This is a genomic window from Actinomadura violacea (assembly GCF_017573465.1).
In the GTDB taxonomy this organism is placed as follows: Bacteria; Actinomycetota; Actinomycetes; order Streptosporangiales; family Streptosporangiaceae; genus Spirillospora; species Spirillospora violacea.
Genome location: NZ_JAGEPF010000026.1, coordinates 53,876 through 74,483, shown reverse-complemented (window position 1 = coordinate 74,483; position 20,608 = coordinate 53,876). Strand labels below are relative to the sequence as shown.

The window sequence follows — 20,608 nt, the reverse complement described above, 5'->3', positions numbered from 1 at the left end:
TCACTTGACGTGACGTAAAGGGCCGACGAAAGGAAGTGCCGATGACCGGCGCACAGACCGCCGAGAGAAGCACCGTGAACACCGTCCTCGGCCCCGTCCCGGCGGACGACCTCGGCGTCGTCGCCGTCCACGAGGCCCTGCTCTCCGTGGTGCCCGGCGCCGAGCACGCGTTCGACGTCGTCATCGACCGCGCGGAGATCTTCGAGACCCTCGCGGCGAAGCTGGCGGACTTCCGCGAGCACGGCGGACGGACGATCGTCGACAGCACCGGCATGTTCCACGGCCGGGACGTGCCGCTGTACGAGGCGCTGTCGCGGGCGACGGGGGTGCACATCGTCGCGTCCACCGGCATGGGCCCGGAGGAGATGCTCGGCGGCTACTTCCTGACTCCGCAGACCAACCCGCCGACGCCGTGGCCCGCGGAGCGGTTCGCCGACCTGTTCACCAAGGAGATCACCGAGGGCATGGTGGTCCCGCGCGTGGAGCGGCGGGGCGCCGCGGGCCTCGTCGCCACCGCCGCGACCCGCGCGGGCATGACCGCGACCGACGAGAGCCTGTTCCGCGGCGCGGCCCGCACCGCGTCGGCCACCGGTGTCCCCCTCTCCGTCCGCTACGGCAAGGACGCCGTGCACGACCTCGACGTCGTCCTGGACGAGGGCCTCCCGGCCGACCGGGTCGTCGTCGGCGGCCTCGACCGCAGGGACGCGGTCGAGGCCGGCGCCCCTCTCGCGGTCGCCCGCCGCGGCGCCTACGTCGCGATCGACCACGTCGGCCTGAACGACGACGGCGCGCACGTCACCGACCGCGAGCGCGCCGCCCTGGTGCTCGACCTCGTCGGGGCCGGCCACGGCGACCGGATCCTGCTGTCGGGCAACGCGATCGGCGTGGCCAAGGGCCAGGCCGCCTACGACCTGCCGTTCAGCCACGTCGCCTCGGTGTTCGTCCCCCTGGCGGCGTCGCTGGGGCTCGGCGGCGAGGACGCCGAGCGCATCCTCGCCGGCAACCCGCGCGACCTGCTGACCGTGCGCTGATCTTCCTGAGGTTTGGAGCGAGACGAATGTCGAGGGTGAACACCGTCCTGGGGCCGATTCCCGCCGAGGAGCTGGGGGTCGTGGCCGTCCACGAGCACATCGGGTACGGGATGCCCGGCTCGGAGCTGGACACGAAGTGGTGGAAGACGCCGGAGGAGCGGTACGCCGAGACCGTCCCGAAGCTGCGCGCGTTCCGCGAGCACGGCGGCGGGACGTTCGTGGACGTGACCGGCATCTGCAACGGCCGCGACGTCGACTACTACCGGTCGCTGTCGGCGAAGACCGGCGTCCACATCGTGGCCTGCACCGGGTTCGTCGGCGGCGACACCGCCCTGCCGTTCTTCGCGCGGGCGAGCGTCGACTACCTGGCCCGGCACTTCGTCCACGAGATCACCGTGGGCATCGGCGGCACGGGCGGCCGCGCCGGCGTCATCAAGGTCGGGGTGAGCCGCGGCGGCCGCATGACGGAGCTGGACAAGCGCATCTACCGCGCGGCCGCCCGCGCGTCCAAGGCGACCGGGGCGGGCATCCTCACCCACCTGGCCATCGACGCCGAGAACGCCATCGCGATCTTCGCCGAGGAGGGGCTGCCCCTCGACCGGGTGCTCTTCGGGCACGTCGACGACGGCGTCAACGCGGACAAGACCCGCGACACCTGGATCGCCGACCAGGGCGGCCGGATCGGGTTCGACACCTTCGGCTACGAGACCGAGCTCCCGGACCCGCCGTTCTGGGCCCGTCCGCGCAAGGAGCGCCTGGACCACTTCCTCCGCTTCATCGCCGGTGAAGGCCGGCTCGGGCAGGTGCTCGCCTCGGCCGACGCCAACTGCAGCCCGCTGGGCTGGCCGGGCGTGAAGGGCCACACCGTGAACTACATCTTCGAGGACCTCATCCCGGACCTGCGCGCCGCCGGGCTCGACGACGCCGCCATCAGGACGGTCTTCGTCGACAACCCCGCCGACTTCCTCTCCCTCAAGAACTGACAAGGACCCCAGCTCTATGCAGTCCTCGGACCTGAAGAAACTGAACATCGCCGTCGTCGGCGCGGGGTACGGCGGCGCGGCCGCGGCGAAGGCCCTGAGCCTGCTCGGCGCCACCGTCACCGTCTACGAGCAGGCGTCCCGGATCCGCGAGGTGGGCGCCGGCATCGGCCTGCGCCCGTCCACCATGGACCGGTTCCGCCGGTGGGGCATCGCCGACGCCATCCGGAAGGTCAGCTCCCCGAGCGACTACTTCGAGATCCTCACCGCGACCGGTGAGCGGATCATGGTCGAGGCGTGGCCGGAGATCGACGCCTTCGGCGAGACCACCCACCTGATCCACCGCGGCGACTTCATCGAGGCGCTGCTGTCGGTGCTGCCCGCCGGCATGGTCCGCCTCGGCCACAAGCTGGAGAGGATCGAGGACCGGGGCGACGGTGCCGTCCTGACCTGCGCCAACGGGACCACCGTCGAGGCCGACCTGGTGGTCGGGGCCGACGGCATCAAGTCGGTGGTCCGCGAGCAGCTGTTCTCCGCCGCCGGACCGGTCTTCTCCGGCGAGCACGCCTACCGCGCCGTCATCGACATCGACGACGCGTCCGGCATGGTCGTCGACGACAACCTGCGGATGTACATCGGCCGGGGCACGAAGGTCTACCTGCTGCCGCTGCGCCACCGCGGCCAGGTCTCCTTCGACATCACCGCGCTGTGCCCCGACGGCACGTGGGCACCGTCCGTCACCAAGGACGACCTGCTCAGGACGGTCGAGGGCTTCGACGAGCGGATCGTGGACATCACCCGCGGCCTCGACATGGACACCGTCAACTGCCGCGCCGTCTACGACATCGACCCGGTGCGCACGTGGCACTCCGGCTCCGTCGTGCTGCTCGGCGACGCGGCGCACTCGATGCTGCACCACCAGGGCCAGGGCGCGAACTCCGCGATCCTCGACGCCGGCGCCCTCGCCGACGCGCTCCAGGAGGCGGACTCGGTCCCGGAGGCGCTCGCGCTGTACCAGGCGACCCGCAAGCCGGTGACCGACGAGCTGCAGCGGATCTCGCGGCAGGGCTGGAGCGAGGACGAGGTCGACGAGGTCTTCCCGGGCCAGAAGCCCGCGTCGCAGCGGCCCGCGCAGAGGGCGGAGGTCTGAGGCCATGCCGCTGCACCCCGAGATCGCCAAGGCCCTCGCCGCCCTGCCGGCGCCGCCGCCCGGTCCGCTGAACCCGGCGGCGATGCGCGCCGGCGAGGAGGCGCAGGTCGCACCGGTCGCCGACCGCCTGCCGCTGCGCTCCGTCGAGGACCGCACCGCGAGGACCGCCGCAGGCGAGGTCCCCGTGCGGATCTACACACCGGACGAGGCGGGCGCGCACGGCCTGCTGGTCTACTTCCACGGCGGCGCGTTCTTCCTCGGCAGCCTGGAGACGCACGACCACGTCGCGCGGTCCCTCGCCAAGGAGACCGGGCTCAAGGTCGTCTCCGTCGGGTACCGGCTGGCGCCCGAGCACGCCTTCCCCGCCGGTCTCGACGACTGCTACGCCGCGGTCCGGTGGGCCGCCGAGAACGGCGACGCCCTGGGCTGGGACGGGACGACGCTGGCCGTCGCGGGCGACAGCTCCGGCGGCACGTTCGCGGCGGCGGTCGCCGCGATGGCGCACGACGACGGCTTCGACCGGATCACCCACCAGGTGCTGTTCTATCCGTCGCTCGACCTGGACTTCGCCGTCGACCGCTACGCGTCGCTGCGCGAGAACGCCGTCGGCCACGGCCTAGAAACGGCCGGGCTCAAGCCGTTCAACGCCTTCTACCTCGGCAGCGGCGCCGACCCGGCGGACCCCCGCGTCTCCCCGGTCAAGCGGGCGGACCTCGGCGGCCTGCCGCCGGCGCTGATCATCACCGGCGAGCTCGACCCGCTGCGCGACGAGGGCGAGTTGTACGGCCGGAGGCTCGCGGACGCCGGCGTGGACGCGACCGTCAGCCGGTACGCCGGCGCGGGGCACGGCTTCGTCCAGCACTTCTCGTGGATCCCGGAGTACCAACGGGCCTACGCGGAGACCCGCGACTTCCTCGCCCGCCGCCTCGGGGAGGGCCGGTGAGAATCCACCCGCTGGTCTCGCCGTGGGGACGGTTCGGTCTCTACAGCTTCTTCATCGACGCGCCGGAGCCGGCGATCGTCGACACCGGCATCGCATCGTCCCCCGCCGAAGGCATGGCGCCCGCGCTCCGGGCCATCGGCCGCCGGATCGAGGACGTCCGCTGGATCCTGCTCACCCACGGCCACATCGACCACGTCGGCGGCGCCCGCGCGCTGTGGGAGCTCACCGGGCGGCGCGCGCAGGTCGTGATCCACGAGGCCGACGCGCCGCTGCTGCGCTCGCGCCGGGCCCACGTGGACGAGTACCTCGCCGGGCGCGGCCGCTACCTGGACGACCCCGAGGGCGAGGCGAAGGTGACGGCCGCGGCCGAGGCGGTCATCTCCGGCGAGATGGAACCGTCCGTGCTGGTCAAGGGCGGTGAGACGATCCCGCTAGGCGGCGGCGTCACCGTCTCCGTCCACGCGATCCCCGGGCACACGCCCGGCTCGGTCGCCTACGTGGTCGACGGGCGGCGGTCCGTCTTCGTCGGCGACGCGGTGCAGGTGCACGGGGCCGCCAACGGCTTCCCCGGGTTCGAGGACCCGGCCGCCTACCGCGCGAGCCTGGAGTACCTGCGCGACGAGATCCGTCCGCGGCACCTCTACCTGGGCCACCCGTACCGGCGCACCGACGGGACGCCGTACGGCGTCGAACTCGACGCAGAGCAGGCCGCGGAGGCGCTGCGCGAGAGCCTCGACGTCGAGGGCCGGGTCGGGAACGCGGCCCGCGCCTGCCTGTGCGCGGGCCTCCAGGAGACGGACTCCGCCTACTCCCCCTTCGCGCCCGTGGCCGAGGAGGTCGGCTACACCGCCGACCCCGCGCTGGAGCCGTCGCCGTTCTTCACGTCAATGCACGGCTACCGCACGCACTTCACCCAGAACCCGTGACGAAGGAGAGCTTCGCGTCCATGGCCGACTTCCAGATCATCAAGGCGGGGCTGGACGAGATCGCCGTCCGCAAGGACCTCCGCGTGCCGATGCGGGACGGCGCCGTCCTGGCGGCCGACGCCTACCAGGGCGCGGGCGACGAGCCGCGGCCCGCGCTCGTGGCGCTGAGCCCGTACGGCAAGGAGCTGCAGGCGCTCGCGCTCACGACGCCGCCGCAGCGGCGCCCCAGCCCGATGTGGGACGGCTGCATCGAGGCGGGCGACATCGCGCGGGTCGTCAAGGAGGGCTACGTCCACGTCATCGGCGACCTGCGCGGTTCGGGCGCGTCCGAGGGCGAGCACATCGGCAACTACAACGCGGGCGGCGTCCCGCTCGGGCAGGACGCCTACGACTTCATCGAGTGGGTCGCGGCGCAGCCGTGGTGCGACGGCAGCGTCGGCATGATCGGCATCTCGTACTTCGGCTCGATGCAGGTGCTCGCGGCGGCCGAGCGCCCGCCGAGCCTCAAGGCGATCTTCGTCAGCGGCGGCCACTACGACTTCTACGAGACCACCTACCACGGCGGCGTCATGTGGTTCATGCCGCGCGCCGCGCGCGAGGGCCGCGGCGGCGACTCCGGCTGGGCGTTCACCGACCGCGTCAAGTCCCGGATGCTGGAGACGTACTCCCCCGAGGAGATCGAGGAGCGGGTCGCCGAGCGGCTCCGGGACCCGGACGTCGCCGCCTGGCCCAACCTCGTCCACGTGCTGAACTACCCGAAGAACCACGAGGCCTGGTTCGACATCGTGATGAACGAGGTCGACGGCGAGTGGTACGAGGAGCGGAACCCGGTCACGCTCGCGCCGGACATCGACATCCCCGTCTACCTGCAGATCGACCAGGGCCGCGGCTGGACGATGGACGGCACCGTCGAGGTCTTCGACGCCTTGAAGGGCCCGAAGAAGCTCGACATCGGCCCGTATCCGCCGATGCAGTCGCGCCCCTTCATCGAGGAGCACGACAAGATGTTCCGCTGGTACGAGTACTGGATCAAGGGCGTCGACAACGGGGTCATGGACGAGCCCGCCGTCACCGTGCACGTCGAGGGCTCGCGCGAGACGGTCACCGGCGCGCAGTGGCCGCCGAAGGACGTCGAGTACAAGGCGCTCTACCTGCGTCCGCGCCGCAAGCTCTCGTTCGAGCCAGAGCCGATGGGCGCCGAGCACGCCGCGCCCGACGGCTTCTACCAGGCGCCGCTGACGGTGACCGACGAGGTGGAGATCCTCAGCTGGAGCACCGCCCCGTTCGACGAGCCCACGGAGATGATCGGCCAGGGCGCCGCGCACCTGTTCGCCGAGATCGACCAGCCCGACACCAACTTCATCCTGCGCCTGTGGGACGCGGCCCCGGACGGGAAGCGGCAGCTCATCACGACCGGCTACCTCAAGGCGTCGCACCGCGAACTCGACGAGGAGCGCACCACGGAGGGGAACCCCTACCACCCGCACACCCGCGCGGTGCCGGTCGAGCCGGGGCGGATCGAGGAGTACGTGCTGCGCGTCTACCCGTTCGCGGCGACGTTCCTGCCGGGCCACAGGCTGGTGGTGGAGCTGTCCAACGACGAGCCGCTCGCCGACGAGCACAACGCGCTGCTGCCGCCGGACGCGTTCCACCTGCCGGTGGGCCGCCCGGTCACGCACAAGATCTACCGGGACGCCGCCCATCCGTCCCGGCTCGTGCTGCCGTTCACGGCGCGCGCGGCGGAGTGATCCCGGGGCCCCGGCGGCCGCAGCGCCGGGGCCAGCCAGCGTTCGAGGAGGGCGCGGAGCCGCTCGTCGCCCTGCGGCGGCTCGCTGGGGTGCTGGAGCAGCGACGTCAGCAGCCGCATGATCACCTCGGCGAGGCCGATGAGGTCGTCCTCGCCGACCCCGGCGGCCTCCCAGTCGACGGGGAAGCGCCGCAGCATCCGGGCGCCGTAGGCGACGGCGTCCGCGGCGGTGGCGCCGCGCCCGAACGCGCTGGAGTCCTTGAGCTGCAGCAGCAGGCTGAGGTGCGGCTCGTCCGGGATGGCGCGGACGCAGAACAGCATGCCCTCGACCACGGCCTCCGCCGGATCGGCGACGCCCTGCAGGTGCGCGACCAGCCGGTCCACGAACGACTCGGCGCCCTGCGCCGCCACCTCGCCGACGATGTCGCTGATCCGGGCGAAGTGGCGGTAGACGGTCTGGCGCGTGACGCCGAGCTCGCTCGCCACGTCGGAGAGGGTCGTCTTGGCGACGCCGTGCCGGTCGATGCAGCGGGCGGTCGCGTCGACGATGCGCTGCCTGGCCTCGGCATCCGTCGCGGGGGGCCGGCCTCCCCAGCCGTGGTGCGCCATGGCCCTAGGATCGCACAGGCTCCGCGGCCGGTTCGGGCGCGTTCACCCGCAGTACGGCGAGGATGAAGGCCGCCGCGGCGACCGTGCACAGCGCCGCGTACCAGAGGCTGCCGATCGGGGTGCCCTGCTCGGTGACGCCTCCGGTGGACGCGAAGTACGCCGGCAGCGCGACCAGCCACAGGACGACGAGGACGACGAGGTAGACCGCCGGGTAGATCCGCGCGAACACCGGCGACGCCGCCTGCCGGACGCCGCCCGCGCGCACCGCCCGGTAGGCGTCCGCGAGCAGATAGAGCCCGGCGATCCACACCACGGCCAGCTCAGCGGACAGGATGCCGCGCTGGATCCCGATCTGGTCGTCGCCGCGGAACGCGCCGCTGGGCGCGCTCACGATGATCATCGCCAGCGGGGTCACGGCCCCGGCGACGACGGTCCGCCACGCGACGCTCCACCCCGGCAGCGTGCCGCGGCCCGTTCTCGGACCGGCCAGCCGGACGACGAGGTAGGTCATCGCCCCGAACGAGACCGACGCGAACAGCAGCATGCTGTTCATCGGCACCGACGCGAGCGCCGGCTGGTTGATCATCCGGTTGCCGGGGTTCCACGCCCACCACTTCAGCTGCGGGCCGAGCTGGTCGAAGATCTCGTAGAACACCTGGCAGGCGAACGCGACCGCCACCGACCCGGCCAGCGGCCCGCGCCGCGCGAAGACGCCGAGCGCCCGGACCAGCTCGTAGGCCAGCTGCGAGATCGCGGGATAGAACGCCACGATGTAGAGCGGCAGCCGGTCGTACATGAACTGCACGGTGAACACGTTGTGCGAGAAGATGAACCCGACCTGCTTCTCCAGCCCGAACCAGCCGGGGAAGTAGAGCGGCGGCTCGATCACCGCGAGGTAGGCGACCGAGGCGAACCACAGCGAGATGTTGACCGGGTCGCCGTCGCGCCGCCACCGCCGCCACGCGTGCACGAGCGCGAACACCGCCCCGCCGACGATGAGCACCTCGAGGACGGGCATCGTGCCGTTCGCCAGGTCGAACGGGTTGCGGAACGTGATCAGCGGATCGGTGTGGTGGCAGGAGAAGCCGAGCTTCTCGGCGACGCGCTCGGCCGCGGGGTCGCAGGTGTAGCCCATCGTCTCGCCCTCCCTGGTCAGGCGCTGACCCGCTGCGCCGGCTTGGACGGCGCGGCGCCGGTGTAGCCGGTGAAGTCGGTGCCGGGCGGGTCCTGCCGGTCGTCGAAACCGCCGGGGACGACCGTCCGGCCGAGCCGCTGCCGCAGCTTGTACCGCGCGATGCCGAACCAGAACCGCGGGTCGCGCGCCATCTCGGCGAGCGACCTGTCGAGGTTGAACACCTCGGCGAACGTCCGCTCGACGTGGCCGTCCTCGCGGCTCGCGGCGTTGATCGCGTTGAAGATCGGCCAGCTGAGCCGCGCGGCGATCCGGCGCCGCCAGCGCGGGGCGACCTCCGTCCCGGTCGCGAAGTCGTAGGCCTGGTCGCGGGCCATCGCGAGCATCCACGGCACGTCGAGGGACTTCTTCTGGCGGGCGAGGAACTCGCGGAAGAAGGCGGGGTCGAGCGCGTCGCGGGCGCGCAGCATCGCGCCGAGGATGAGCGCGGACCGGGCCGCCGAGCTCATCCCCTGCGCGTAGAACGGGTTGAACGCGCAGATGGAGTCGCCGACGCACACCAGGCCCGCCGGCGGCACGTCGAGCAGGTCGTAGCGCCGCCACTTGTTGCCGGTCGAGCGGGTCAGGTGCACCTCGGACGTCGGCGTGCACTCGCGGGTCGCGCGCCCGAAGAGGGTGGCCCGCACCCGGTCCACGGCGTCCTCGAACGCCTCGGTCCTGCGCGGCATCTCGATCCCCCACGACCCCATGCACACGATGGCGCGGTCGCCCTCGATCGGGAAGAAGTTGCTGAGGAACTCGTGCTCGTCGGGGTGGTCGCCGGTGTCCTGCGTCGGGGTGACGACCAGGTGCTTCCACCACCACGTCTCGGGGCGCCGGTCGGCGGGCGGCAGGTCGTACCAGCGCGAGGTGTAGGTGACCTTGGCGTCGAGGGTCCGCTCCGGCGGCGCCGTCCAGCCGGCCGCGCCCAGCCAGTCCGCGACCGAGGAGCCGCGGCCGAGCGCGTCGACGACCAGGTCCGCGTCCAGGTGCGCGTCGTCGCCGCCGGCGGTGCGGTACTCCACGCCCTCGACGCGTCCGCGTGCCGTGCCGCCGGCATCGGTCCGCAGGCCGGTCACGGTGACGCCTTCGCGGATCTCGATCGCCGGCAGCTCGCGGACCTTGTCGCGCAGGACGCGCTCGATGAGCACCCGGGAGCTGTAGACCATCGTCATCGACCCGGACTTGCGCGGCGCCCAGCCGTCGTTCTCGCAGTACGCCGCGTCCATGGACGGCATCAGGTGCATCCCGCCCGCGGCGATCAGCGCCTCCTCGAACCCGGGGAAGATCTCGCCGATCGCGCGCCGCCCGGAGTTGAGCAGGAAGTGCGGGTGCTTGCTCTGCGGCACGCCGCGGCGGTGCTCCGCGTCCGGCGGAAGCAGGTCCCGCTCCAGCACGACCACCTCGTCGAAGTGCCGGGCGAGCACCCCCGCGGCGCACAGCCCCGCCACGCTCCCACCGAGCACCACGGCCGTCCTGCGTCCCATCCCGCCGCCCTCCATTCATACAGATTATGGATGAATGTATGATTGCGATGAAGGCGCGTCAAGGCCCCCGGGCCGGTCGGCTGGACGGCACGGGTTCCCTTTCGTCATGATTCGCGAATGTGGCGTGAGCTGATCGACGAACACACCCGCCAGGCCCGCTTCGCCCCGCCGGCCGACGAGCACGAGCTGCAGCGGGTCGAGGAGAGCCTCGGGCACCTGCTCCCCGACGACCTGGCCAAGCTGCTCGGCGAGACCGACGGCGTCGTCGACGCCAACGGCTACAACCTGGTCTTCTCCGCCGACCAGCTCCTGCAGGGCAACCTGGAGATGCGCACCTACCCCGCCCTCAAGCGGCTCTACATGGCGTTCGACCAGCTGCTCTTCTTCTCCGACGCCCCCGGCGACGGCAACCTGTTCGGCTACGCGCTCGTCCCGGAGGGCCGGCCCGACATCTTCGTCTGGGACCACCGGACCGACAACCGGCGCTGCGTCGCGCCGTCCCTGGAGCACTTCATCGCGGACTGGCTCAGCGGCCGCATCCGGCTCTGAACCGCCCACCCGGGGAACGCGTCAGAGCCGGGCGATGACCAGGCCGATGTCGTCCGGGCCGCCGGCGGCGACGCCGAGCCGGGCCAGCACGGTGTCGGCCAGTCGCGCCGCGTCGTACCGGGCCGCGTCGGCGAGGGCCCCGGTGAGGCGGCCGAGACCGACGTCGATGTCCTCGCCGTGGCGCTCGATGAGCCCGTCGGTGTACAGCACCAGCGTGTCGCCGGGCTCGTAGGAGGCGTTGGCCTGCGGGCGCGGCACGGCCTGGACGCCCAGCGGCGGATCGGTCGCCTTGTCCAGCAGGTCGTGCCGGCCGTCCGCGCGCGCGAGCACCGGCGGAGGGTGCCCGGCGCTGCTGTAGGTGATCACCTGGTTGCCGGTGTCGACGACGGCCTGGACGACGGTCGTGTTCAGCGCCGCCTCGAGCGACCCCGCGTACAGCCCGAGGACCTCCAGCGCCGGCGCGGGACGCCCGACCGCGCGCACGGCCGCGCTCAGCGCGCTGCGGAGCATGCCCATCGCCGCGGCCGCCTCCAGCCCGTGCCCGACCACGTCGCCGACCGCCAGCGCGAACCGGTCGGGCGGCAGGTCGACGACGTCGTACCAGTCGCCCCCGACGCTCAGCCCCCGGGTGGCGGGCAGGTACCGGACCGCCACCTCGCCGTGCAGGTCCAGGTCGGGCGTCGTCAGCATGGCCCGCTGCAGCGTGAGCGCGACCTGCCGCTCGCGCGCGTGCGCCCGGCGCAGCTCCGTGTTCAGCCGCTGCAGCTCGCGCGCCCGCGCGTACAGCTTGGCCTCCAGTGTCTGCGCCGTCTCCAGGTGCGCGCCCCTCCACACGCCGGGACGGTCGCCGCGCACCGCGCTCGGACCGGACGTCACGTAGGGGGTGACGTCCTCGGCCTGGTGGACGATCCACGCGATGCGCCCGTCCGCGCCGGGCACCGGCACGTTCACCGGCGCCCACCAGCGCTCCTCGACGCCCTCCGGTCCCGGGATGAGGTGCTTCTGCAGCGGCATCGTGTCGGGTTCGCCCGTGGCGAGGACCCGGTTCAGGGACTCCTCCAGGTTCCGCATGCCCTCGTCGTCCGCCTCGCGGGGGAACGCCCGGCGCACGTGCAGCCCGACCAGTTCCTCGCGGGTCCGTCCGGTGGCGTCCACGAAGGCGCGGTCGACGTCCGCGATCACCAGGTCGGGGCCCATCACCAGCGACGGGCTCGGCAGCGCGGCGAACAGCGCCGCGTGATCGACCCCCGCCGCCGTGCTCACCCGCTCTCTCCCTTCCTCACCTGCGCCGACATTCCCCGCGGCACAGGCCCCAACCCGCCGCCGCGGTGCGCGATGCACCGCCCGATACGGGCGTTTCGCACGATTCTCAAGGTTCGTGGGGAAATCAGTGAGAGCCGCTGGAAGCGGGGTAGGGCGTCCCGCTGACAGGCATGACACAGAAGTCTCAAGGTCAGGCCGGTGCGCAACGGACCGCCGGCCCCGGCAGTAAGGACGTCTTCCATGCTCTCCTGCCTGCGCATCCTGACGGCCGCCTCGCTGGCCGCCGCGGCCACCGGGGCGATCGGCGCGGCGTCCGCCGCGTCCGCCGCCGAACGGCCGGGACGGCCCGCCGCCGACTTCAGCTGCTCACGGCTGGTCCTGTCCACCAGCGGCCTCGCCCGCGGCATCGCGGGCTGCCGCCCCGAGAAGGCCGGCGCCCGCGCCTCCGGCGACATCCACGGCACCTTCACCGTCCGCGGCTTCGTGCCCGAGAAGGCCAAGCCCGTGACCGTCACCTGCCGGCCCGACCCCGACCTGCCCGCCGACCCGTCCGGCGCCTACGTCCACGAGCTCTTCGGCTTCCACTGCTCGTAGGCCCGGGCTCAGGGCGGCGGGGCCAAGGGGAGTCTGAGGACGAACCGGGCGCCCCGCTCGGAGTCCTCGACGCGCAGGGTGCCGTTGTGGGTCTCGGCGACGGCACGGCAGATCGCCAGGCCGAGGCCGCTGCCGCCGGGATCGCGGCGGCGGCCCTCGGCCAGCCGGGTGAAGGGCTCGAAGACGCGCTCCCGGTCGCCCGGGGCGATCCCCGCCCCGTCGTCCTGGACGGCGACCGCCGCGTCGCCGTCCGCGCGCAGCACCGTGACCCGCACCCCGGTGCGCGCGTGGCGCTGCGCGTTGACCAGCAGGTTCGCCAGCACGCCGGCGAGCTGCACCCGGTTGCCGGTGACGGTGAGCTCCTCGGGGGCACTGACCTCCACCGGCGGCCCGCCGCCGCGGCGGGCGGCCTCCTCGCGCGCCAGGGCGGCCAGGCCGACCGGCTCGACGGCCCGCGGCCCGGTGCTGATGCGGGTGAGCATCAGCATCTCCTCGATGATCGACTGGAGCCGGCCGGCCGTCGCGAGCGCGTCCCGCACGCCGCGGTGCGGGTCGGCATCGGGGAACAGCAGCACCTCCTCCAGCTGGGTGCGCAGGCCCGTGAGCGGCCGGCGCAGCTCGTGCGAGACCATCGAGCCGAACCGGCGCTGGCGCTCCATCGCGTCCTCGAGCCGGTCGAGGGTCTGGTTGGCGGTGCGCGCCAGCCGGGCGATCTCGTCGTCACCGGACGGCTGCGGGACGCGCAGGCTGAGGTCGCTGATGGTGATCTCCGCGATCTGCGCCCGCATCGCCTCGACGGGGCGCAGGGTGCGGCCGACCAGCGACCAGGTGACCCAGCTGGTGAGCAGGGACGCCGCCAGCACGCCGGCGGCGACGAGGGCCTCCAGCCGCTGGCTGCCGAGCAGCGCGGGCCGCGGCATCGCCGCGTAGACGATGTGGCTCTGGCCGGCCCACAGCCGGGCGGCCTTCTCCGGCGGGACCAGGCCGGCGGTGAGCAGCAGGCACCGCCCGTTCGCGCACTGCACGCGGCTCTGGATCCGGTCGCCGACGGGCGGCCGGAGCATGCTCAGCGCGGGCAGCCCGCTCGCCGCCCGGCTGGCCGACACCACGCTCCCGTTCGCGTCGACGAGCTGCAGGTACGGGACGCGTTCGCTGGTGATCGGCTGCGGCGGGGTGGGCGAGCGCATCGAGTCGATCCATTCGGTGGCCGCCCGCTGGGTGTCGCGGAAGGAGTCCCGCTCGATGCGGTTGTGGACGGCGGTGTCCACGCCGACGCCGATGACCGCGTAGACCAGCAGCGAGACGCCCGCCATGGCCAGGGTGAAGCGCGCCCGGATCGAGGTCGGCGCCAAACGCGGACGCACCCCTCCGTCACCCCCGATCGCCGCCGGATCCGTCCCCTTCATCTATTAGGCGGCACCGTGGCGCGGCCCTTGGTAGGCGCGCTCTAAAAGCGGCGTAACGCCTCCCCTACGAACCCGGAAACCCCGCGGAGCCAGGGGCGGCGCCGTGCCCGCGGAGGGCGGGGCGCGCGTGTAACGATGGGGTGAGTGCGTACCGATGTGGGGAGGCGCGGGGTGTCCGAGCGGACGGGTGATGCGTACGGCGGGCGCCGGCCGACCAGCCATGAGCGGACGAACGGGCAGCCGTGGGACGAGTCGTACCGGGCCGCGGAGCCCGCGCCCTGGGACGCCGGGCGCCCGCAGCCGGCGGTCGAGCGGCTGGCGGGCGAGGGCGCCTTCACCGGCCCGGTCCTCGACGCGGGCTGCGGCACCGGCGAGAACGCCCTCCGGATCGCCGCCACCGGGGCGCACGTCACCGGCGTCGACATCGCCGGGACCGCGCTGTCGATCGCGCGCGAGAAGGCCCGCGAACGCGGCCTCGACGCGGAGTTCGCGCTCGCCGACGCGTTCCAGCTGGCCCGCCTCGGCCGGACGTTCGAGACCGCCCTCGACTGCGGCCTGTTCCACACCTTCGACGACGGCGAGCGGCGCGAGTACGTCGAGAGCCTCGCGGCGGTGACCGCTCGCGGAGGCCGCCTCTTCCTGCTGTGCTTCAGCGACGCCGAGCCCGGCGACTGGGGCCCGCGCCGCGTCACCCGGCAGGAGCTCCGTGCGGCCTTCGACCGGCCGCACGGCTGGGACGTCCTGTCGATCACCCCGGACCGGCTGGTGACGAGCTTCGACGCCGACGGCGTCCAGGCGTGGCTCGCCGCCGTCCAGCGGGTCTGACGCGGCAGGCCAGCACGGCGGCTAGCGCGGCGGGCTCTTCACGGCGTCGCCGGCGGTGCCGGTCGCGCCCGTTCCGAGGTGCTTGACGCGCCGCTCGACGTCCTTGCGGGCGCCGTCGGTGGCGGCCTCCTCGGCGAGCGTCCCGCGATTGCCGCTCGCACCGGTCCCGACGTGCTTGACGCGGCGCTGCACGTCCGCCTCGGCGTCGTTCCTGCCGGATCCCTTGCCCATGGCACGCTCCCCCGTAGCCGGCGTCCGTCCTGGCATGCGCCGGTACGCGCGCCCGGGCTGCCGCCCGAAGCACGCGCACCGCCACATACCAGCTGGTACCCCGCTGACCAGGGGACAAGCCTCTCGCGAGGCGCCCGGGCCCGGCGTGCCTCAGCCCCGCGCGAGACCCGCGTCGATCGCCTCGATGATCCGCGGACGCAGCTCCGCGGCGCCGATCACGGCGTCCACCGAGCCGACCTCGACGGCCCGCCGGATGTCGTGCACGCGGTCGAACTCCGCCGCCACCTCGCCGAGCTTCTCGGCGCGCACCGACGAGCGCAGCTCGTCGAGCTCGGCGGTCAGCGTGGCGCGCTCGGCGCCGGTGGCGGGCGCCACCCGCGCCTCCAGGTCCCGGACGCGCGGGTCGGCCGCGGTGCGGGCGTCGACGTCGCGGGCGAACACCACCGCCGCGGCGGGGGCGCCGCCGAGCACCGAGGCGAACGAGCCCTCCAGCGCGAACACGGTCATGTTCGGGTTCAGCGCCTTGGAGAACACCACGAACGCGCCGCCGTGGTAGCGCGAGATCACGCAGAACACGATCGGCCCGCGGAAGTTGACGATCGCCCGGCCGATCTCGGCGCCGTACTCCAGTTGCAGCTTGCGCATCGACTCCGGCGAGCCGTCGAAGCCCGACAGGTTCGCCAGCACCACCAGCGGCCGGTTGCCGCTGGCCGTGTTGATCGCCCGCGCCGCCTTCTTCGACGACCGCGGGAACAGCGTGCCCGCGGTGTAGGAGTCGGGGCCGTCGGTGGGCGGGAAGCCGCGCCGCGGCACCGCCCGCGACTCGATGCCGAGCAGGCACACCGGGATGCCGCCGAGATGCACGTCCTGGACGACGGCGGTGTCGGCGTCGGCCATGCCCGCCCAGCGCTCCAGCACCGGGTGGTCCTGGTCGGACAGCGCCCGCATCACGGTGCGGATGTCGAACGGCTTCTTGCGGTCCGGGTTGGCCGCGGCGGAGAAGATCTCGCCGACGGTGGCGAACTCGCTGCCCTCCACGACGTGCGGGAAGTCCGACACGTCGCGGCCGGCGGGGTCGGTGGTCGGGACGCGGCGCGGCGCCTGCTCGCCGGGCGCGACGTAGGTGTGGTCGTAGTGCGCCATGAGGATGTCGCGGGCGGCGGTCAGGTTCGGCGCCCAGTACTGCGCCTGCCCGTTCGGGCCCATCACCCGGTCGTAGCCGCCGATGCCGAAGTTGTCCTCGGCCGACACGCCGCCGGAGAAGTCGAGCGACTGCTTGCCGGTCAGCACCATCGCCGAGTCCGGCGTCATCACCAGGACGCCCTTGGTGTGCATCAGCATCGTCGCCTCGGCGTTCCAGTACGGCTGGGCGCCGACGTTGATGCCCGCGACGACGATGTTGATCTCGCCGCCGTCCTGGGTGAACTCGACGATCCGCTTGAGCGCCGCGGCCACCCAGTCCATGTTCTCGGTGCCGGACTCCATGGAGATCCGGGCGCCGGCGGACAGCGCGTACCACTCCAGCGGCACCCCCATCCGCTCGGCGAGGTCGAGCGCGGCGATCACGCGGCGGCACTCCGGCTCCGACAGCGCGCCGAGCGCCTTCGTCGGGTCGCCGAGCAGCACGACGCGGGTGACGCCCTCCGGGTGCCGCGCGGTCGGCGTGCTGACGACGCCCGCGACGATCGCCGCGGTGTTGCCGCCGCGCGGCCGGTCGACCGGCACCAGGGCGTGGGAGCCATCGAGGTCGTGCTCGGCGAAGTCGCCGAGCATCTCCGTCAGCTCGTACGGGTAGACGGTGTTGCGGGCGCTCGCCCGCAGCACCTTCTGCCGGTAGCCGTCGAGCGGCTCGATCGGCTCGTCCGACGGGTCGCCGACCGACAGCCGCACGCCGCCCGCGGCGTCGAACGACAGCCGCACCGCGATCTTGGTCAGCTCGGCGGTGTCCCGGTCCCGCTGCCGGCCGATGAGCAGGATCTCCTCCAGCCCGGCGCCCGCGGTCGTCGGCAGCACCCGCCCGACGATCATCTCCAGCTCCGCGCGGGTGAGGTCGATCGGCGGCCACACGTACAGCACGATCCGGTTGGTGTTGAACCGCTTCTTGGACGGCCGCCGCGACTGGGCGCGCCGGATCGAGTCCAGGCAGGTGGCGATCGAGTACTCCGCCATCGGCAGCGTGGCCAGCCGGCCCTCGTTGTCGCGCAGCTCGGTCAGGTCCCGGACCTGCGCGAACGCGACGAGCCGCTCGTCAGAGGGGTTCTCCCGCGCCGCGCACTGGAACAGGTAGACCTCCTCGTCCGCCGACGGCAGCCGGGTGAGGTCGAACTTGCTCAGCCGCTCCAGCTGCATCCGCTGCGCGATGTAGGGGTGCAGGCCGCGGATCAGCCGCTCCTCCGCCATCCCGGTGGTGGACGGGCGGAACGTGAAGTGGTGGTGCATGACCGCGCCGGCGCTGCCCGCGACGGTGGCGGTGAGCCTGCGGACCTGCTCCGGCAGCGGCTGCGCGGCGATCACCTCGTGCAGCGCGGCGGCCATCGCGTCGAAGTCCTCGGGCTGGTTCTCCCAGGCGAGGTAGATGTCGGCGTCGACGGCGTCCTCGCCGGCAGCGAGGTCCGCGAGCCCGCGCAGCGCGCCGCCGAGCTCCTCGAACCGGACGGCGGCGGACGCCACGGACGAGCCCGCCCGCTCGGCGACCACGAACGCGCAGCCCGCGCCGTCGCCGGAGCCCTCGCCGGGGGTGCGGACGGTGCGGACGCCGGTGAGCCCCTTGTTGCCGTAGTAGCGGCGGGTCAGCACCTCGAGCATGACCGAGTTGTCGCGGTCGTGGCGGACGAGCCGCTGCCCGAGCAGCCGCACCAGCGGCTCGGTGCTGCGCACCATCTCGGCGACGCGCTCGGCGCGGTCCGGCGCGTCCGGGTGCGCCTCGAGGTGGCGCAGGTGCCGGCGGACGGCGGCGTAGACGCGGGCGCGGTTGCGGCGCAGCAGCGGCTGGGCGAACCAGGCGAACACCACGCCGCAGGCGAGGTCGTAGACGACCGGGAAGCGCACCTGCGTCGCGGCGACGAGCCGCTCCAGCGCGAGGCCGACGGGCTCGCGCAGCGCCTCGTCCGGCGGCGGCTCCTGCAGCCAGGCGCGCAGCAGCGCGGTGACGACGGCGGCGTCGGTGGACGCGCGCTGCTGGGCGAGGAAGATCCGGAACACCGCGGCCTCGAGCTCGGGCGAGCGGTCCAGGCCGGTGACGCCGTAGTGGCCGAGCGCCTTGGCGAGCTTGGCCCGGAACTCCTCGGGCAGCCCGGCCCGTTCGACGTCGAGGCTCTGCAGGTAGGTGTGGAAGTGCTCGCGGGCGCTGTGCACGTGGCCGGTCGCGCCGGCCGCGTCGCCGTCGGCGGCGGCGGCGGCGGTGTTGCGGGTCAGCTCGGCGAGGTCGGCGAACACGTCGACGAGCGCGAGCTCCTCCTCCACGGGACGGTGGCCGCCGGCGGCGGCCGCCCCGCGGGCGGCGAGGTAGCCGTCGAGCGCGCGGCGCTCGTCGTGCGGGTCGGCGTCGAAGCCGAGCAGCAGGCTGCGCAGCTCCTCCAGGCCGCGGGCGGCGCGCACGCGCGCCGGGACCTCAGCGGGCTCGGCGGGCAGGTCGATCTCGACGGCGCCGGCCGCGGACACCTCCTCGGCCTCGGCCTCGTCGGCGAGCGGTTCGAGCCGCAGCAGCGGCGCGCCGGTCTCCACCTGGCCGCCGACCGAGACGACGCACTCCTTGAGCCGCGCCTTGAACGGCGCGCGCAGCACCGTCTCCATCTTCATGCTCTCCAGCACCAGGACCGGCGCGCCCGCCTCGACCTCGGCGCCGACCTCCAGCGGCGTCGCGACGACCAGCGCGGGCGCGGGCGAGCGGACGACGCCGCCCTCGTCGCGGCTGACGCGGTGCGTGACGCCGTCCACCTCGACCAGGTGGACCGGCCCGTGCGTGCCGGTGACCAGCCGGTACCGGGCGCCGTTGACGATGATCTGGCCGGTGTGCCGGTCGAAGCGGTCGAGCTCGACGGTGGCGGTGCGGACGTCGTCGCCGGCCTCGATGCCGACGCGGAAGCGCTGCGCGCCGATCCGGGCGACGCGCACCCGGTAGCCGGCGCCGCGCAGCTTGAGGTCCAGCGGGCGGCCGCTCTCGTGCCGCACCTGCGGGCGGCCGCCGGACGCCGTGGACAGCAGCCGCCCGCGCTCGGCGCCCTCCTCCGTCTCGTAGGCCTCGATGGCCGCGGCGGCCAGCGCGACGGCGGAGTGCCGGTGCGAGACGAGCCCGCCCTCGGCGCGGACGCGGTCGATCCAGCCGGTGTCGGCGCTGCCGTCGATCACCTCGGGCCGGTCGAGCAGGTCGAGCACGAAACTCTTGTTGGTCGCGCCGCCCTCGATGATGACGGTGGTCTCGGCCATCGCCCGGCGCAGCCGGCCGAGCGCCTCGTCGCGGTCCCGGCCGTAGGCGATGATCTTGGCGATCATCGAGTCGAAGTCGGCGGGGATGGTGTCGCCCTCGGCGACGCCGGTGTCCACCCGGACGCCGGGCCCGGCGGGCAGGTCGAGCCGGGCGATGCGGCCCGGGGACGGCGCGAAGTCGCGGTCGGGGTCCTCGGCGTTCAGCCGGGCCTCGACGGCGTGCCCGCGCTCGGCCGGCGGCGGGCCCTCCAGCCGGCCGCCGGACGCGACGTGCAGCTGCGCCTTGACCAGGTCGAACCCGGTGGTGGACTCGGTGATCGGGTGCTCGACCTGGAGCCGGGTGTTGACCTCCAGGAAGGCGAGCAGGTCGTCGCCGGGGTGGTAGAGGAACTCGACGGTCGCCGCGCCGCGGTAGCCGACCGCGACGGCGAGCCGCTCGGCGGACGCCTTGAGCTCGGCGGCCCGCGCGGGGGGCAGCACCGGCGACGCCGACTCCTCGATGACCTTCTGGTTGCGGCGCTGCACCGAGCAGTCGCGCACGCCGAGCGCCCACGCGGTCTCGCCGTCGGCGATCACCTGGACCTCGACGTGCCGGGCGCCGGTGACCAGGCGCTCCAGGAAGACGACGCCGCTGCCGAACGCGCGCGCGGCCTCCTGGCTGGTGCGCTCGTAGGCGTCGTCGAGCTCGTCCTCGCTGGTGATGACGCGGATGCCGCGCCCGCCGCCGCCGGCGGTGGCCTTCAGCATCAGCGGGTAGCCGATCTCGGCCGCGGCGGCGCGCGCCGCCTCCAGGGTCTCGACCGCGCCGCGGCTCCACGGCGCGACCGGCACGCCGACCTCCTCGGCGATCAGCTTCGCGCCGATCTTGTCGCCGAGCCGGCGCATCGCGTCCGGGCCGGGCCCGACGAACGCGACGCCGGCCTTCTCGCAGACCTCGGCGAACGCCGGGTCCTCGGCGACGAAGCCCCAGCCGACCCAGGCGGCGTCGGCGCCGGTCTCGACCAGCGCGCGTTCGAGCACCTTCATGTCGAGGTACGGGCGCGCGGACGCGGGACCGAGGTCATAGGACAGGTCCGCCTCGCGCACGAAGGTGGCGGACCGGTCGACGTCGGTGTACAGGGCGACGGTCTCGATCCGTGTCCCGGTCTCCGCGGCGATGTCCCGTACGGCGTGGATGAGCCGCACGGCGGCCTCTCCACGGTTGACGATGGCGACACGACTGAACACGCGTCCGAGCCCTCCTGTTGACCACGCTGTCCGCCGGGAACGAC

General features: G+C 73.6%; 16 protein-coding genes. 9 read left to right on the top strand and 7 right to left on the bottom strand.

Annotated elements, in window-relative coordinates; all coding sequences use genetic code 11:
• Nucleotides 1-41: 41 nt before the first annotated feature.
• From J4709_RS37240 to J4709_RS37215, 6 genes are read left to right on the top strand one after another with little or no spacing between them, the layout of a single operon-like run.
• Entirely contained in the window at nucleotides 42-1,031 is a 990-nt protein-coding gene (locus J4709_RS37240) for a phosphotriesterase family protein (protein ID WP_208248194.1), read from the top strand.
• Nucleotides 1,032-1,057: 26 nt separating this feature from the next.
• Nucleotides 1,058-2,014, top strand: coding sequence for a phosphotriesterase family protein (locus J4709_RS37235; RefSeq protein WP_232384630.1), 957 nt, complete (start codon nucleotides 1,058-1,060; stop codon nucleotides 2,012-2,014).
• A gap of 16 nt (nucleotides 2,015-2,030) precedes the next feature.
• The gene (locus J4709_RS37230) at nucleotides 2,031-3,161 is read left to right on the top strand and encodes an FAD-dependent oxidoreductase (RefSeq protein WP_208248192.1); all 1,131 of its coding nucleotides are present in this window, start codon (nucleotides 2,031-2,033) and stop codon (nucleotides 3,159-3,161) included.
• 4 nt (nucleotides 3,162-3,165) lie between these two features.
• Nucleotides 3,166-4,104 (top strand): alpha/beta hydrolase, encoded by a 939-nt coding sequence (locus tag J4709_RS37225; RefSeq protein WP_208248190.1) that lies wholly within the window; start codon nucleotides 3,166-3,168, stop codon nucleotides 4,102-4,104.
• Nucleotides 4,101-5,030, top strand: a complete 930-nt coding sequence (locus J4709_RS37220; RefSeq protein ID WP_208248188.1) for an MBL fold metallo-hydrolase — start codon at nucleotides 4,101-4,103, stop codon at nucleotides 5,028-5,030. Before J4709_RS37225 ends, J4709_RS37220 begins: the two co-directional genes overlap by 4 nt.
• The gene (locus J4709_RS37215; protein WP_307801882.1) at nucleotides 5,027-6,778 is read left to right on the top strand and encodes a CocE/NonD family hydrolase; all 1,752 of its coding nucleotides are present in this window, start codon (nucleotides 5,027-5,029) and stop codon (nucleotides 6,776-6,778) included. Before J4709_RS37220 ends, J4709_RS37215 begins: the two co-directional genes overlap by 4 nt.
• Here J4709_RS37215 and J4709_RS37210 read toward each other — a convergent pair.
• Genes J4709_RS37210 through J4709_RS37200 form a run of 3 tightly spaced genes read right to left on the bottom strand, consistent with a single transcriptional unit; the run spans nucleotide 6,715 to nucleotide 10,044 of the window.
• Entirely contained in the window at nucleotides 6,715-7,386 is a 672-nt protein-coding gene (locus J4709_RS37210) for a TetR/AcrR family transcriptional regulator (protein ID WP_208248186.1), read from the bottom strand. The two genes, J4709_RS37215 and J4709_RS37210, sit on opposite strands and share 64 nt — an antisense overlap.
• A gap of 4 nt (nucleotides 7,387-7,390) precedes the next feature.
• The gene (locus J4709_RS37205) at nucleotides 7,391-8,521 is read right to left on the bottom strand and encodes a hypothetical protein (protein WP_208248184.1); all 1,131 of its coding nucleotides are present in this window, start codon (nucleotides 8,519-8,521) and stop codon (nucleotides 7,391-7,393) included.
• 17 nt (nucleotides 8,522-8,538) lie between these two features.
• On the bottom strand, nucleotides 8,539-10,044 hold the full coding sequence (locus tag J4709_RS37200; RefSeq protein WP_208248182.1) for an FAD-dependent oxidoreductase: 1,506 nt from the start codon (nucleotides 10,042-10,044) through the stop codon (nucleotides 8,539-8,541).
• Nucleotides 10,045-10,161: 117 nt separating this feature from the next.
• On the opposite strand from J4709_RS37200, the gene J4709_RS37195 reads away from it, so the two are divergent.
• The gene (locus J4709_RS37195) at nucleotides 10,162-10,593 is read left to right on the top strand and encodes an SMI1/KNR4 family protein (protein WP_208248180.1); all 432 of its coding nucleotides are present in this window, start codon (nucleotides 10,162-10,164) and stop codon (nucleotides 10,591-10,593) included.
• A 21-nt stretch (nucleotides 10,594-10,614) separates the two neighbouring features.
• Here the strand turns inward: J4709_RS37195 and J4709_RS37190 are convergent, their stop codons facing one another.
• Nucleotides 10,615-11,856, bottom strand: coding sequence for a PP2C family protein-serine/threonine phosphatase (locus tag J4709_RS37190; RefSeq protein WP_307801881.1), 1,242 nt, complete (start codon nucleotides 11,854-11,856; stop codon nucleotides 10,615-10,617).
• Between the two features lie 240 nt (nucleotides 11,857-12,096).
• Here J4709_RS37190 and J4709_RS37185 point away from each other — a divergent pair, with 240 nt between their 5' ends.
• Complete coding sequence (locus J4709_RS37185) at nucleotides 12,097-12,450, top strand: hypothetical protein (RefSeq protein ID WP_173095833.1); 354 nt, start codon at nucleotides 12,097-12,099, stop codon at nucleotides 12,448-12,450.
• A gap of 8 nt (nucleotides 12,451-12,458) precedes the next feature.
• Here J4709_RS37185 and J4709_RS37180 read toward each other — a convergent pair whose 3' ends face one another.
• A complete protein-coding gene (locus J4709_RS37180; RefSeq protein ID WP_307801880.1) occupies nucleotides 12,459-13,814 on the bottom strand; it encodes a HAMP domain-containing sensor histidine kinase in 1,356 nt (451 codons plus the stop codon).
• 213 nt (nucleotides 13,815-14,027) lie between these two features.
• Between J4709_RS37180 and J4709_RS37175 the strand changes: the two genes are divergently transcribed.
• Nucleotides 14,028-14,681, top strand: a complete 654-nt coding sequence (locus J4709_RS37175; RefSeq protein ID WP_208248176.1) for a class I SAM-dependent methyltransferase — start codon at nucleotides 14,028-14,030, stop codon at nucleotides 14,679-14,681.
• Nucleotides 14,682-14,702: 21 nt separating this feature from the next.
• On the opposite strand, the gene J4709_RS37170 is transcribed toward J4709_RS37175, so the two are convergent.
• Both J4709_RS37170 and J4709_RS37165 read right to left on the bottom strand, forming a co-directional pair.
• Nucleotides 14,703-14,912, bottom strand: coding sequence for a hypothetical protein (locus tag J4709_RS37170; RefSeq protein WP_208248174.1), 210 nt, complete (start codon nucleotides 14,910-14,912; stop codon nucleotides 14,703-14,705).
• Between the two features lie 150 nt (nucleotides 14,913-15,062).
• Nucleotides 15,063-20,564, bottom strand: coding sequence for an ATP-binding protein (locus J4709_RS37165; RefSeq protein ID WP_208248172.1), 5,502 nt, complete (start codon nucleotides 20,562-20,564; stop codon nucleotides 15,063-15,065).
• Nucleotides 20,565-20,608: the final 44 nt, after the last annotated feature.

Coding starts and splice junctions, on each gene's coding strand:
- J4709_RS37185 (WP_173095833.1), top strand. CDS start 12,097: ATGCTCTCCTGCCTGCGCATCCTGACGGCCGCCTCGCTGGCCGCCGCG.
- J4709_RS37170 (WP_208248174.1), bottom strand. CDS start 14,912: ATGGGCAAGGGATCCGGCAGGAACGACGCCGAGGCGGACGTGCAGCGC.
- J4709_RS37235 (WP_232384630.1), top strand. CDS start 1,058: ATGTCGAGGGTGAACACCGTCCTGGGGCCGATTCCCGCCGAGGAGCTG.
- J4709_RS37240 (WP_208248194.1), top strand. CDS start 42: ATGACCGGCGCACAGACCGCCGAGAGAAGCACCGTGAACACCGTCCTC.
- J4709_RS37225 (WP_208248190.1), top strand. CDS start 3,166: ATGCCGCTGCACCCCGAGATCGCCAAGGCCCTCGCCGCCCTGCCGGCG.
- J4709_RS37205 (WP_208248184.1), bottom strand. CDS start 8,521: ATGGGCTACACCTGCGACCCCGCGGCCGAGCGCGTCGCCGAGAAGCTC.
- J4709_RS37210 (WP_208248186.1), bottom strand. CDS start 7,386: ATGGCGCACCACGGCTGGGGAGGCCGGCCCCCCGCGACGGATGCCGAG.
- J4709_RS37195 (WP_208248180.1), top strand. CDS start 10,162: ATGTGGCGTGAGCTGATCGACGAACACACCCGCCAGGCCCGCTTCGCC.
- J4709_RS37230 (WP_208248192.1), top strand. CDS start 2,031: ATGCAGTCCTCGGACCTGAAGAAACTGAACATCGCCGTCGTCGGCGCG.
- J4709_RS37200 (WP_208248182.1), bottom strand. CDS start 10,044: ATGGGACGCAGGACGGCCGTGGTGCTCGGTGGGAGCGTGGCGGGGCTG.